Origin of the sequence: Alloalcanivorax gelatiniphagus (assembly GCF_005938655.1) — a bacterium.
GTDB classification, from domain to species: Bacteria; Pseudomonadota; Gammaproteobacteria; order Pseudomonadales; family Alcanivoracaceae; genus Alloalcanivorax; species Alloalcanivorax gelatiniphagus.
Map to the genome: position 1 here is coordinate 1 of NZ_VCQT01000037.1, position 13,956 is coordinate 13,956.

Annotated in this window: 12 protein-coding genes; 10 read left to right on the plus strand and 2 right to left on the minus strand. The window is 68.1% G+C overall.

Going from position 1 to position 13,956, the window contains the following annotated elements:
- Nucleotides 1-56 precede the first annotated feature (56 nt).
- Nucleotides 57-719: a BUD32 family EKC/KEOPS complex subunit gene (locus FGS76_RS12240; protein ID WP_138772940.1), complete on the minus strand. Its 663-nt coding sequence runs from the start codon at nucleotides 717-719 to the stop codon at nucleotides 57-59.
- Nucleotides 720-762: 43 nt separating this feature from the next.
- Nucleotides 763-1,344: an isoprenylcysteine carboxylmethyltransferase family protein gene (locus tag FGS76_RS12245; protein ID WP_138772941.1), complete on the minus strand. Its 582-nt coding sequence runs from the start codon at nucleotides 1,342-1,344 to the stop codon at nucleotides 763-765.
- 178 nt (nucleotides 1,345-1,522) lie between these two features.
- Between FGS76_RS12245 and prmA the strand changes: the two genes are divergently transcribed.
- The 10 genes from prmA to coq7 all read left to right on the plus strand — a co-directional run bounded on the left by prmA (nucleotide 1,523) and on the right by coq7 (nucleotide 13,858).
- Nucleotides 1,523-2,398, plus strand: coding sequence for a 50S ribosomal protein L11 methyltransferase (gene prmA, locus FGS76_RS12250; protein ID WP_138772942.1), 876 nt, complete (start codon nucleotides 1,523-1,525; stop codon nucleotides 2,396-2,398).
- A gap of 111 nt (nucleotides 2,399-2,509) precedes the next feature.
- Nucleotides 2,510-3,646 carry a DUF3426 domain-containing protein gene (locus FGS76_RS12255; protein WP_138772943.1) on the plus strand — a complete coding sequence of 379 codons (1,137 nt, stop codon included), beginning with the start codon at nucleotides 2,510-2,512 and terminating at the stop codon, nucleotides 3,644-3,646.
- A 162-nt stretch (nucleotides 3,647-3,808) separates the two neighbouring features.
- Nucleotides 3,809-4,864, plus strand: a complete 1,056-nt coding sequence (gene dusB / locus FGS76_RS12260; protein WP_138772944.1) for a tRNA dihydrouridine synthase DusB — start codon at nucleotides 3,809-3,811, stop codon at nucleotides 4,862-4,864.
- A gap of 44 nt (nucleotides 4,865-4,908) precedes the next feature.
- Nucleotides 4,909-5,190: a DNA-binding transcriptional regulator Fis gene (gene fis / locus FGS76_RS12265; RefSeq protein ID WP_138772945.1), complete on the plus strand. Its 282-nt coding sequence runs from the start codon at nucleotides 4,909-4,911 to the stop codon at nucleotides 5,188-5,190.
- A gap of 118 nt (nucleotides 5,191-5,308) precedes the next feature.
- Nucleotides 5,309-6,877, plus strand: coding sequence for a bifunctional phosphoribosylaminoimidazolecarboxamide formyltransferase/IMP cyclohydrolase (gene purH / locus FGS76_RS12270; RefSeq protein WP_138772946.1), 1,569 nt, complete (start codon nucleotides 5,309-5,311; stop codon nucleotides 6,875-6,877).
- Between the two features lie 139 nt (nucleotides 6,878-7,016).
- Nucleotides 7,017-8,303 carry a phosphoribosylamine--glycine ligase gene (gene purD / locus FGS76_RS12275; protein ID WP_138772947.1) on the plus strand — a complete coding sequence of 429 codons (1,287 nt, stop codon included), beginning with the start codon at nucleotides 7,017-7,019 and terminating at the stop codon, nucleotides 8,301-8,303.
- Nucleotides 8,304-8,312: 9 nt separating this feature from the next.
- Nucleotides 8,313-9,059 carry a TSUP family transporter gene (locus tag FGS76_RS12280; protein WP_138772948.1) on the plus strand — a complete coding sequence of 249 codons (747 nt, stop codon included), beginning with the start codon at nucleotides 8,313-8,315 and terminating at the stop codon, nucleotides 9,057-9,059.
- 205 nt (nucleotides 9,060-9,264) lie between these two features.
- Nucleotides 9,265-10,371 carry a cyclic nucleotide-binding domain-containing protein gene (locus FGS76_RS12285; RefSeq protein ID WP_240692528.1) on the plus strand — a complete coding sequence of 369 codons (1,107 nt, stop codon included), beginning with the start codon at nucleotides 9,265-9,267 and terminating at the stop codon, nucleotides 10,369-10,371.
- Nucleotides 10,372-10,384: 13 nt separating this feature from the next.
- Entirely contained in the window at nucleotides 10,385-13,123 is a 2,739-nt protein-coding gene (locus FGS76_RS12290; RefSeq protein WP_240692529.1) for a hybrid sensor histidine kinase/response regulator, read from the plus strand.
- Nucleotides 13,124-13,207: 84 nt separating this feature from the next.
- A complete protein-coding gene (gene coq7, locus FGS76_RS12295; RefSeq protein ID WP_138772950.1) occupies nucleotides 13,208-13,858 on the plus strand; it encodes a 2-polyprenyl-3-methyl-6-methoxy-1,4-benzoquinone monooxygenase in 651 nt (216 codons plus the stop codon).
- Nucleotides 13,859-13,956 lie beyond the last annotated feature (98 nt).

Sequence of the window (13,956 nt, forward strand, 5' to 3'; positions counted from 1 at the left end):
GCCGGGGGAAACCGTTCCCGCCGTCCTCTCTAGAGAACCCCAACCCGAAAGCCACGCTAGGACAGAAAGTCGCGAATGCGCTCCGCCACTTCCCCCACCTCCCGCAATGGCAAATCCGCCGCGTCCCGGTAGCCGAACAGCAACGCATCGATCAGCTCCGGCCGCCAATGGGGCCGGTCTTCCACGCAACGCAGAAAATGCAGCCAGTTGCGACGCCGGGCCCAGCGCGACATGGACCAGGGCCGCACCTTCATATCCAGCACATCGATCAGACCGATACGGAAACCGTCGATAACGATATTGCCCGGATGCACCGACCGGAAAAACACGCCCTGGCGATGCAGCCGCGCCAGAAACACACCCACCCGATACATCAGCTGGCAATCCGTCTCGCCCCGGGCCAGCAACGCCCGCAGGGTGTCCCCGGGCATCGGCTGGTACACCGCCACGGTGTGCGGCTCACCGATAATGCGATGCAGGCTCTCCACCTCCAGGGTGGGAATGCGCAGCCGCTCCAGCCGCCGGGCATGGCGGGCGAAGCGCACCGCCGCCGGCGACAGCAGCTCCCGGTTGAAGAAGCGCTTACGCCGGAAATACTTCAGATAACGCCCGTCCTCCAGCCGCAGCACCTTGATGCCGTGGCCATCCCGCTCCACCACCTGGGAATGGGCCACCACGCGATCCAGTTGATCGCGGCTGAGGGGGTGGATGTGAACCATGACTGCACACTCCGTCCAGGTGGATAACGCTTCCGATCCGGGCTCAATCGGATCGAGGACGCGTCAACCGGGGAATAACGCCCCCGGTCCGTTCCATATAATCGAGATAGCGATGCCCGTGACGCTCCAGGTCGCGCTGCTCCTCCAGGGGCACCCGCAACAGATACGCCAGGGCGACGGTCACCGCCGCCACCGGGCCGGCCAGCCAGTTCTGCAACAACAGCAGCTGGGCCAGCGCCCACAACAACATGGCGGCATAAACCGGATGCCGCAGATAGCGATAGACGCCACGGCCGCGCAGGGTGCCGCGTTCGGTCAGCGCCGGCTGACCATCCCGGCCGGCCCGCCAGAACAACCAGATGGCGCCGCTGCCCAGTAACAAACCGACCCAGGCCACCTCGTCCAGAAACACGATATCGGCGAACTCGAACCAGGGCAGCAGGGCATCACAAAGGGGCACCAGCACCATCGCCACCACCACCATGGCCTGCAGCAGACGCTTCTCCACGTCCGCCCGGCGCCGTGGCCCCACATTGGGGAACAGCGGCCTTGGCCCGATGCCATGCACGGCCAGGGCCAGCAACGCCATCGCCGCCAGAATGGTCTCCGCCATATTTTCGGTCATGGGTTTCCTCACCGGCAGAGCCGCGCGGCCACGGGGCCGGCGGCGACATTCAGACTGCAACTATACGCCTGCCATGATCCCCGTCGCCAGCGATGCGCATCACAGCCGAAGGCATTCATCGGCGCTCTGGGCTACACTGCGCGGTCCCGGTTCCGACCCACCAACCCCCGGAGACGCCATGCCCTGGCAGCAGCTGCACATCGCCACCGACCCGCGCCACGCGGACACCTTCCAGGATGCCCTGGAAAACCTGGGCGCCGCCGCCGTCACGCTCACCGATGGCGCCGACCAGCCGGTGTTCGAGCCGCCGCCGGGGGCGCGCCCGCTGTGGAACACCACGGTGGTCACCGCCCTGTTCGAGGACGACGCCGACCTGGACGCGGTGCTCGCCGCCCTCGGCGAGCGCGGCCTGACCTTCGCCGACCACCGGGTGGAACCGCTGGCGGATCAGGCCTGGGAACGGGCCTGGATGGACGACTTCCAGCCCATGCGGTTCGGCCAGCGGCTATGGATCGTGCCAAGCTGGAGCGACGCCCCGGAACCGCACGCGGTGAACCTGAAGCTGGACCCGGGCCTGGCCTTCGGCACCGGCACCCATGACACCACCGCCCTGTGCCTGGAGTGGCTGGACGGTGCCGACCTGAGCGGCCGCCGGGTGCTGGACTTCGGCTGTGGCTCCGGGGTGCTGGCGATCGCCGCCCTGCTGCTCGGCGCCGAGTCCGCCGTGGGCACCGACATCGACCCCCAGGCCCTCACCGCCAGTGCCGACAACGCCGCCGCCAACGGCGTGGCCGACCGACTCAGCCTGTACCTGCCGGAGGCGCTCGCCGCCGACCAGCGCTACGACCTGCTGGTGGCCAACATTCTGGCCGGCCCGCTGATCGAGCTGGCCGACACCCTGGCCGCCCGCTGTCTGCCCGGCGCGCCCATGGCCCTGTCCGGCATCCTGACGGACCAGGCGGAGTCAGTGCGCCAGGCCTACGCCCCCTGGTTCGAACTGGCCCCCACCCGCCAGCGCGGCGACTGGGTACGCATCGACGGCGTGCGCCGCTGACCGGCGTGTTCCAGGTAGCAAACGGCACGCGCCAGCCTTGCGGGGGACCCGCTTTGTTCGGTACAACCTTCAGTTCCCTTACCCTGCTCCGATCCGCCGAGACGTCGAACCATGGCCGGCCCCTATAAAACCCGCTGCCCGCATTGCGGCGCCCAGTTCAAGATCAGCGACGAGCATCTCGGCCAGGCCGGGGGCGCGGTGCGTTGCGGTTCCTGCCTGCGGATCTTCCAGGCCACCGACCATCTGATCGGCGATGCCCCGCCGGCCGGAGACGCCGACCACTGGGACGCGCCCCGCCAGGAGGACCAGCCGCCCCGGCTGGGGTCTTCCTCCGACCGGCAAGACGGCCTGGAATTGAGCGACGCCTTTATTGACCTGGACGGCGGCCAGCGGCACGACCATTTCGCCGACCTGGAAGCCCTGGGCGACGACAACGGCGACCACCGGGCGGCGGGCAAGGAAGGCGCCGACGAGTCCTGGGCCGAGGCCCTGCTGCGCGACCTGGAAGACGATGACGCACCTCCCGCCCGCGCCACGGCGCCCGCCGCCAAGCCGGCCACCAAACCGGCCACAACAACGCCAACCACCGCGCCTCTGTACCGCAATACGGCGGCCCGGGACGACGATGACGGCGCGGACCACCACCACCAGGACCCGTTCGACTTCCTCAACCGCAACGCCGCCCGCCGGCGCGGCGGCCAGGAGTACCCGGACTATGTGGCGCCGCCGCCGGCGGGGCCGGCGGTGATGCTCAAGTGGGGGATTCTGTCGCTGTTGGCGCTGCTGGTGCTGGGCGGCCAATACGCCGCCTTCCACTTTCAGGATCTGGCCCGCCAGCCGCAATGGCGCCCCTACTACGCCCAGGCCTGCGAACTGCTGGGCTGCGTCCTGCCCACCGCGTCCGATCCGTCCAAGCTGCGCGGCGCCAACCTGGTGGTGCGCAGCCACCCGCGCTTCCGCGACGCGCTGATGGTGGACGCCCTGCTGTTCAACGAAGCGGACTGGCCGCAGCCGTTCCCGGCCCTGGAACTGACCTTCACCGACCTGCGCGGCCAGGTGGTGGCGACCCGCCGTTTCCAGCCGGCGGAGTACCTGCGCGGCGAGCTGGCCGACGGCGCCGCCATGCCCACCGGCACGCCGGTGCACATCGGCCTGGAAATCGCCGATCCGGGCCCGGCGGCGGTCAATTACGACCTGCGCCTGCTGCCCGCCGGGGCGGCGCCCGCCGCGCCGGACCGGGCTTCCTGACACCGCCGCCCGGCGGCGAACACCATGCGGGGCTTTCCAGCCGGGCCCCGGGTCTCTATCATTGTCGCCCCCCGCGCACCCCGCGCGGGGCAGTGAACCTCTTTCAGGCGACACCCTGAAACGGAAATCCTGCCAACCCGACGCTTTTCAGAACGAGTTGCCATGCGGATCGGCCCTCACCAGCTTCCCAACTCCCTGGTTCTCGCGCCCATGGCCGGCGTGACGGATCGCCCGTTCCGGCGCCTGTGCCGGGAGCTGGGGGCGGGTCTGGTGGTGTCCGAAATGGTGACTTCGGATACCCGCCTGTGGAACTCCCGCAAATCCTCGCACCGTCTGGATCACCGTGGTGAACCGGGCCCGGTGTCGGTGCAGATCGCCGGCGGCGAACCGCTGATGATGGCCGAGGCGGCCCGTGCCAACGTGGACCGGGGCGCCCAGATCATCGACATCAACATGGGCTGCCCGGCGAAGAAGGTGTGCAAGCGCGCCGCCGGCTCCGCGCTGCTTTCCGATCCGGACCTGGTGGCCCGGATTCTGGAGGCGGTGGTGGGCGCCGTGGAGGTGCCGGTGACCCTGAAAATCCGCACCGGCCCGGACCGGGACCACCGCAACGCCGTGGCCATCGCCCGGCTGGCCGAACAGGCCGGCATCCAGGCTCTGGCCATTCATGGCCGTACCCGCGCCGACAAGTTCAATGGCGAAGCGGAGTTCGACACCATCAGAGAGGTGGTGGAATCGGTCAGCCTGCCGGTTATCGCCAATGGTGATATCAAATCACCGCGAAACGCCCAACGGATACTGGAATCCACGGGTGCCAGTGGTATTATGATCGGCCGCGCCGCCCAAGGTAATCCCTGGATCTTTCAGGATACCCTGCATTACCTGGAGCATGGCCGGCTGCCCCTGGCACCGCGGGTCGAGGAAGTGCGAGAGCGCGTCCTCACGCATCTGACGGACCTGCATCATTTTTACGGGGAATACACCGGCGTGCGTATCGCCCGCAAGCATTTGGGGTGGTACACGCAGTACCTGCCCGGAGGCGAGGCTTTCCGGAGCGGGTTCAACAAGCTGGAAGAGGCCGGCCGACAACGGCGGGCCGTTGAGCAGTTATTCCAAGAGATCAACGCCCTCGGCGACCGTGTCCGCTTCGGTTGCTATGGCGAGGTGTCTGCCCGGAACCCCTCAGCTCGGAAAAAAGACGGAGCATTGGCCGCATGACCCTTTCTTCAATGAAGACCGCTGCAGCACGGACACTCACAGAAATGAATACCGCCGAATCACGCAAACCCCATCTGACGCTGGCGCGCAGCGAGACCCACGACACCCTGCGCAACTGCGTGCGTCGCTCCCTCGCCGACTACTTCAACCAGCTCGACGGCGAGCCGGTCAGCGAGCTCTACCAGATGGTTCTGGCGGAAATGGAAATTCCGCTGCTGGAAAAAGTACTGGAGTACACCCGTGGCAACCAGACCAAGGCCGCCGAGCTGCTCGGTCTGAACCGTGGCACGCTGCGCAAGAAACTCAAGCAATACGGCCTGCTGTAACCGCGGGCCTTCGCTTCCAAGGGCAGTGACACTGCCCTTTTTTCTTTTCTGAATCATGAATATACGCGCGCCCCGCGCCGAGCCCGGCGTGCCGGCGTAACACCGAAGGTGAGCAACCATGAGCAAGGCCGTTGAACGCGCGCTGATCAGCGTTTCCGATAAAACCGGCATCGTCGATTTCGCCCGGGCCCTGGCGGACCAGGGCGTCGAGCTGCTGTCCACCGGTGGCACTTTCCGCGCCATCAAGGACGCCGGCATCGCGGTGCGCGAAGTGTCCGATTACACCGGTTTCCCGGAAATGATGGACGGCCGGGTGAAAACCCTGCATCCCAAGGTGCACGGCGGCATTCTCGGCCGGCGCGGCCAGGACGATGGGGTGATGGCGGACAACGGCATCCAGCGCATCGACCTGGTGGTGGTGAACCTGTACCCGTTCGAGGCCACCGTGGCGCGCCCGGATTGCAGCCTGGAAGAGGCGGTGGAGAACATCGACATCGGCGGCCCGACCATGGTGCGTTCCGCGGCCAAGAACCATGCCCATGTGGGCATCGTCACCGACGCCGCCGACTACGCCCGGGTGCTGGACGACATGCACGCCAACCAGGGTGAGCTGTCCGCCGGCCTGCGTTTCGACCTGGCGATCAAGGCGTTCGAGCACACCGCCGCCTATGACAGCGCCATCGCCAACCACTTCGGCAAGCTGGTAGGGGAAAACAACCAGGACTTCCCGCGCACCATCAACCTGAACTTCAAGAAAGCCCAGGAAATGCGCTACGGCGAGAACCCCCATCAGAAGGCCGCCTTCTATGTGGAGCGTGATCCCGCCGGCGCCAGCGTGGCCACCGCCCGCCAGCTGCAGGGCAAGGCGCTCAGCTACAACAACATCGCCGACACCGACGCCGCCCTGGAATGCGTCAAATCGTTCACCAAGCCCGCCTGCGTGATCGTCAAGCACGCCAACCCCTGCGGCGTGGCGGTGAGCCTGGACGGCATCGAACACGCCTACGACCTGGCCTTCGCCACCGACCCGGAATCCGCCTTTGGCGGCATCATCGCCTTCAACCGGGAACTGGACGCGGCCACCGCCAAGGCCATTGTCGACCGCCAGTTCGTGGAAGTGATCATCGCCCCGAAAGTGAGCGAGGACGCCCTGGCCCTCACCGCCGCCAAGAAAAACGTGCGGGTGCTGGAATGCGGCGAGATCGACGGCCCCACCGCCCGGGGTTTGGACTACAAGCGCGTCAACGGTGGCCTGCTGGTGCAGGACCGGGACGTGGGCATGATCACCGAGGCGGACCTGAAAGTGGTCACCAAGCGGGCGCCCACGGAAACCGAAATGCACGACCTGATCTTCGCCTGGAAAGTGGCCAAGTTCGTCAAATCCAACGCCATCGTCTATGCCCGCAACCGGCAGACCATCGGCGTCGGCGCCGGCCAGATGAGCCGCGTCAATTCCGCGCGCATCGCCGCCATCAAGGCCGAGCACGCCGGCCTGGAAGTGAAAGGCTCGGTAATGGCCTCCGACGCCTTCTTCCCGTTCCGCGACGGCATCGACAACGCCGCCAAAACCGGCATCCGCTGCGTGATCCAACCCGGCGGCTCGATCCGCGACGAGGAAGTCATCGCCGCCGCCGACGAAGCGGACATGGCGATGGTGTTCACCGGCATGCGTCATTTCCGGCATTAAACCAGTTGAAAGTTGAAAGTTGAAAGTTCAAGCCCTCACCGGGGCCCCCTTTTAACTTTTAACTTTCAACTTGTAACGTTCAACCGGCCGGGCGGTCATTCATAAGCCCTCCGGCGAAGCTGCTCAGAGGCGGTTCGATATGAAAGTCCTGATCATCGGCGGCGGTGGCCGCGAGCATGCGCTGGCCTGGAAAGTGGCCCAGGCGGACACCGTGGAGAAGGTGCTGGTGGCGCCGGGTAACGCCGGTACCGCCCGCGAGGCCAAGGTGGAAAACGTGGCCCTGGACGTGCTCGACCAGCAGGGTCTGGCGGAGCTTGCCGAACGGGAAGGGGTGGCACTGACCATCGTCGGCCCGGAAGCGCCGCTGGTGGAAGGGCTGGTGGATTACTTCCAGAGCCGGGGCCTGAAGTGCTTCGGCCCGGGCAAGGCCGCCGCCCAACTGGAAGGCTCCAAGGCCTTCACCAAGGATTTCCTGGCCCGCCACGCCATCCCCACCGCCGCCTACGGCAACTTCACCGACATGGATGAAGCCCTCGCCTATGTGCGCGAGCAGGGCGCGCCGATCGTGATCAAGGCCGACGGCCTGGCCGCCGGCAAGGGCGTGATCGTGGCCATGACCCTGGAAGAGGCCGAGGACGCGGTGCGCGATATGCTGGACGGCAACAAGTTCGGCGACGCCGGCCACCGGGTGGTGGTGGAGGAGTTCCTGGATGGCGAGGAAGCCAGCTTTATCGTCATGGTGGACGGCGAACACATCCTGCCGATGGCCACCAGCCAGGATCACAAGCGCGTCGGCGACGGCGACACCGGCCCCAACACCGGCGGCATGGGCGCCTACTCCCCGGCGCCGGTGGTCACTGACGAAGTGCATCAGCGCATCATGGACCAGGTGATCCGCCCCACCGTGGCCGGCATGGCCGCCGAGGGCATGCCCTACACCGGCTTCCTGTACGCCGGCCTGATGATCGACGGCGCCGGCCAGCCCAAGGTAATCGAATACAACTGCCGCTTCGGCGATCCGGAAACCCAGCCGATCATGATGCGCCTGCGCTCCGATCTGGCGGCCCTGTGCCTGGCCGCCCTGGACGGCGCGCTGGACCAGGTGGAAGCGGACTGGGACCCGCGCCCCACCCTGGGCGTGGTGATGGCCGCCGGCGGCTACCCGGACAGCTACGACAAGGGCGATGAAATCCACGGCCTGGACGACGCCGACTCGGACACCGTCAAGGTGTTCCACGCCGGCACCAGCGGCACCGACGGCAAGGTGCTGACCAGCGGCGGCCGGGTGCTGTGCGTCACCGCCCTGGGCGACAGCGTGGCCGACGCCCAGAAGCACGCCTATCAGGGCGTGGCGCGGATTTCCTGGCGCGGCGCCTACCACCGCACCGACATCGGCTACCGCGCGGTCGCCCGGGAACAGGGGTGACCCGCCACCGTGCCTGAGTCTATCCCGCTGTTCCTGGCGGCGGTGGCGATCGGCTGCTACATCCAGACGGTGACCGGTTTTGCCCTGGGCATCTTCGTGCTCACCGTGGTCACTCTCACCCAGGTGGCCTCCATTCCGGTCACCGCCACCGCGCTCAACATCATGAACCTGATGCTCGGTTCGATGGTGGTGCTGCCCCGTCTGCGCCAGGTGAACTGGCGCCTGATTATCCTGAGCCTGGCCGGCGGGCTGCCGGCCATGGTCCTGGGCGTGCTCGCCCTGGGCTACCTGGACCGCAACGCCGAGCACCTGCTGCACCTGTTGCTGGGCGGCCTGATCTTCGCCGCCGGCGCGGTGATGGCGCGGCGGCCCGACCAGCGCGACACCCTGTCCTCGGCCCCGGCGTTCATCGGTGCCGGCGCCCTGGGCGGCTTCTTCGGCGGCCTGTTCAGCATCGGCGGCCCGCCGGTGGTCTACCAGTTCTACCGCCAGCCGGTGCCGGCGGCCACCCTGCGCCTGACCCTGGTGGCGCTGTTCTCACTCACCTCCCTGGGCCGCCTCACCGTGGTCGCCGCCAACGGCGACCTGACCTCCGACGTTCTGCGCACCGGCTTGATGAGCCTGCCGGTGGTGGCGCTGGCGGCCTGGCTGGGCCGCCGCTACCCGCCGCCGCTCAGTGAGCGCGCCATGCGCCGCCTGGTGTTCCTGCTGCTGATGCTCAGCGGCGCCGCCGTCACCTTGCTGGCGCTGCTGTAAGACCCACGCCTTGTGGGAGCGGCTTCAGCCGCGATGCAGATGGCACCACCGGTGATCGCGGCTGAAGCCGCTCCTACATGGCCCTGGCGCGGACTCCATCACACTGGCCGGCCTCACCCCGTGCGTGGCGCCGCGAAAGTCCCTACAGTGGAAGGCTGACCGTCCTGGGGGGACGGCCAGCAATGACAAAAAAAGGGGGAGTTCCATGAGCGCCACCGGGCCCGACACGCGCCCGCCGTCCACGCACGGCGACGGCGCCGATATGAGCCGGCTGAGCCATTTCATTCCATTCGACGGCCTCAGCCCATCCCATCTGGCGGAGATCCGCGACCAGGTGACGGTGCAGCGCCTGCCCGCCGGGCGCCTGCTGTTCAAGCGCGGGCAGACGCCGGACAAGGCGTTCTTTCTGATCGAGGGCGGGCTGGATCTGATCGACGCCGGCTATACCGTGCGGGTATTCGCCGCCGACGACGACGAGAACTATCTGGCGGTGGACAACTATCCACGCCACACCGTCAACGCCATCACCCGCGGTCAAACCGTGCTGTATAGCATCGACCGCGACAAGCTGGACCTGCTGATGGCCTGGACCCAGGCCCCGGACCTGCTGCCCGATGAACAGTCCGACGACCACGACTGGATGGACGCCCTGCTCGCCTCCGGCCTGCTGGCGCAGATTCCGCCGGCTCGCTTGCACGCGCTGTTCGTCAAATTCCAGCCGCGCCCGGTGCAGCTCGGCGAAACGGTGATCAGGGAAGGCGACCCCGGCGATACCTTTTATGTGATCAAACGCGGCAAGGCCATGGTCACCCGGGCCGGCCCCACCGGCAGCCAGCCGCTGGCGGCGCTGACCGCCGGCCGGTTCTTCGGTGAGGACGCCCTGATCAGCGATCAGCCGCGCAACGCCACCGTCACCATGACCAGCGACGGCGAGCTGATGTGCCTGGACAAGGCGGACTTCCAGACCCTGCTGCAGGCGGCGGTGATCCGCCGCATCAGCGAGGACCAGTTGGACACCCTGGTGCAGGAGGGCGAACGGCCGCTGGTGCTGCTGGACGTGCGCCTGCCCATGGAATCCCGCCACGACACCATCCCCGGCGCCCGCAACCTGCCGCTCCATGAACTGCGCCAGCAGGCCCCCCGTCTGGAGCGCGCTTTCACCTATGTGCTGTGCGCGGAAGGTCGACGCAGTGAGCTGGGAGCCTATATCCTCTCCGAAGCGGGGCTGGATGCCCTGGTGCTGGACCGGGGAGACGATGACGACAGGGACACGCAGGACCAAGAACACGCCGAGGCGGCCGCGCCTCGCTAACCTGAGCGGCCCGGTGGCACCGGCCTGCTGGTGGGTTCTGTGCCTGGTACTTGCCAGCCTGGCCGCCCCCGGCCCGGCCCGGGCGGATACCCCACCGCCCTATGTGATCGCCGGCCCCCTGGAGCCGGCCCGCATCACCATCTACTCCGAATACCTGGCCGACCCGGACGGCAGCCTCACCGTGGACGCCCTGGCCAGCGGCGCCCACGACCGGGACTTCCGCCCCGGTGCCCGCTTCGTGGAGCGGCTCGGGCTCAGCGACCACCCCTGGTGGATTCGCGTGGCGGTGCGCAATGAACTGCCGGCTCCCCAACCGGTGACCCTTGTGCTGGGGCCCCGCGACTACCACGACAGCACCCTGTTCGTGCCGGACGACGACGGCTACCGGCCCGCCAACGCCGGGGAGCGGTTCCTGCACCGTACCCCGATGTACCTGATCGACCTGCCCCCCAACCGCACCCGGGTGTTCTATTGGCGGGTCAACCCCCGTGGCTCCATGCTCTACTCGGTGACGCTCAGCGACCTGGCCGACGCGGTGGACGACGACCCCCGCCAGATTCTCTATTGGATGCTGCTCGGCGTGATGCTGATCCTGGCGCTCTATAACGTGCTGGTGGCGCTGCTGCGCGGCGGGCCCAGCCATGGCTACCACGCCGGCTTCCTGGTGGCGATGGTGGCGCTGCTGCTGTTCGCCTCCGGTCAGCTCGCCCACAGTCCGTTCTGGGGCCCCTGGTTGCCGCAGCTGAAGATCGCCGCGGTGATGCTGGTGGTGCTGTGCGCCTGCGGCGTGGGGCGCACCTTCGTGGACAGCCGCCGCTACGCCCCCTGGCTGCACCAATTGCTGCTGGCGGCCTCGGTGCTGGCCGGCACCGGCATCGTGGTGGCGCCCTGGCTGCCGGCGGTCACCGGCCTCAGCCTGGCCTTCGGCCTGGCACTGGCGGCGGCGGCGCTGCTGGTGCTGCTGGCCTACCAGGCCTGGCACCGGGAGGCGCCCCAGAGCGGCCTGTATTTCTGCACCACCCTGCTGATCGCCAGCCCGCTGGTGCTGGCCTGCCTGACGGTGCTGGGGATCACCGACGGCGGCTATGACCTGGTGCTGAGCGTGATGGTGGCGGTCAATCTGGCGGCGCTGATCCAGGCGGTGGGTCTGCGCATCCAGCAGCGCCGGCGCGGCCGGCTGGTCAGCGAGGCGCGCCGGGATCAGGCGGTGGCGGAAGCGGTGGAGCGCACCCGCCGGGAAACCCTGGCGCGCATGGGCCACGATGTGCGCACGCCGCTCAGCGGCATCCTCGGCATGGCCGAGATACTGGAAGACACGCCGCTGTCACCGAACCAGCGCGAATGCGTGGGCAGCATCCGCAACGCCGGCGAGAACCTGCTGAAGATCATCAACAACGTGCTGGAGTACTCCCAGCTCGCCGACCAGAAGCTGGAACTGGACCGGGAAGCCCTCAACATCCACGAGCTGCTGGTGGAGGCGGTGGAGCTGTTTCGAGAGCGCGCCGAGGAAAAGCAGGTGGAGCTGATCACCCACGTGCACACCAATGTGCCGCCGCTGGTGGAGGGCGACCCGGGCCGCCTGCGGCAGGTGCTCACCAACCTGGTGGGGGCGCTGATCCGCCATGCCCAGCCCGGCGAGATGGTCATCGACATCTCCCTGGAACCCACCGGCCGGGCCGGCCTGGTGCGCTTCGAGCTGAGCGGCAGCGCCCTGCGCGCCGGCGGCCTGCGGCAGCTGCGCGAGCAGGACAGCCGGCGCGACAGCGCCGGGCTCAACCTGGTGATCGCCGAGCAGTTGATCACCACCATGGGCGGGCGCCATGGCCACCGGGATGACCACGGCGGGGAACCGGGCTATTGGTTCGTGCTGCCGCTGCCGTCCCTGGACCGGGACCTGCCCAAGGCGGACACCGACGATGACATTCTGCAGGGCCGCAGCATGCTGGTGGTGGACGACTCCTCCACCGTCACCCGGGTGATCCGCCACCAGGCGCTGAGCTGGGGCATGCGCGTCACCGCCAGCCACGACGCCCGCGAGGCGCTGGCCTCGCTACGCACCCAGGCCAACATCAACGAGCCCTACGACGTGGTGCTGGTGGACCAGTTGATGCCGGGCATGAGCGGCCTGCAACTGGCGGCGCGCATTCACGAGGACCCGGTGATCGCCCAGCCGCCGGTGCTGATCATGCTCAGCGGCGCCAGCGGCGCCCCCAACGACACCGAGGCGCGCAACGCCGGCCTCAGCCGGATACTGCCCAAACCGGTGTCGGCGCCGCGCCTCAAACAGGCACTGGCGGAAGAACTGGGGCTCAAGGCACCGGTCCGGCGCAACCCGCAGGCAATGCCGGACCCACGGCTGCGGCTGCTGGTGGTGGAGGACCACAAGCTCAGCCAGAAGGTCATCCGCGGCATGCTGCACAAGCTGGGGCTGACCCCGGACCTGGCCGCCAATGGCCTGGAGGCGGTGGAAATGGCCAGCGCCACCCGCTATGACCTGATTCTGATGGATTGCGAGATGCCGGTGATGGACGGCTTCGAGGCCACCCGGCGGATTCGTGAGCTTGAACGCCGGGCCCGGCGCGCGCCGGTGCCGATCGTGGCGCTCACCGCCCATATCCTGCGCGAGCACCGGGAGCGCAGCCTGGCCTCCGGCATGAACGCCCACATTCCGAAACCGGTGGAGATCGGCGTGCTGCGCGATGCCCTGGTGAAGTTCACCCGGCGCCCGGGCGAGCCGTCGGACCCGGACTGATCCGCCGCCGGGCTGGCCCGCGCGGCGCTTCACTGTGGCCGCCTTTGGCGCTAGCATGCCGGCATCACTGCTGCGGAGACCGTCATGACCGAGCGACAGCTAACGCCCCTGGACCGGTTGCTCAGCCGGGTGGACAACGCCATGCGTACCCTGACGCCGGGCTCCGCCCACGCCGAGCGCCAGCCCCAAGGGCTCCAGGAGGCCCGCGACGAGGGCCCCCTGTCCGACGACGAGCGGCGCCATGTCACCGGCCTGATGCGCATCAACCACACCGGCGAGGTGTGCGCCCAGGGCCTGTACCAGGGCCAGGCCAGCACCGCCACCCTGCCCCATGTGCGCCACGCCATGGAGGAGGCGGCCCGGGAGGAAGAAGACCACCTGGCCTGGTGCGAGGACCGCATCCGCGAGCTGGGCGGGGTGCCCAGCCGCCTGAACCCGATTTTCTACGCCATGAGCTACGCCCTGGGCGCCGGCGCCGGCCTGGCCGGGGACCGCTGGAGCCTGGGCTTCGTGGCGGAAACCGAGAATCAGGTGGTGCGCCACCTGGAAAACCATATGACCCGCCTGCCGATGCGCGACCGCCGCAGCCGCGCCATCCTGGAGCAGATGCGCTCCGACGAGCTGAAGCACGCGGTCACCGCCAGCGACGCCGGCGGCGCGCCCCTGCCGCCGCCGGTACGCGGCGCCATGACGCTGATGAGCAAGGTGATGACCTTCGCCACCTACCGGGTTTGAGCTGCAAGCTTCAAGCCGCAAGCTCCAAGCAAAAAAACCGCCGGCGATGCCGGCGGTTTTTTGTTTGTAACCCGGATTCCGTAGGAGCGGCTTCAGCC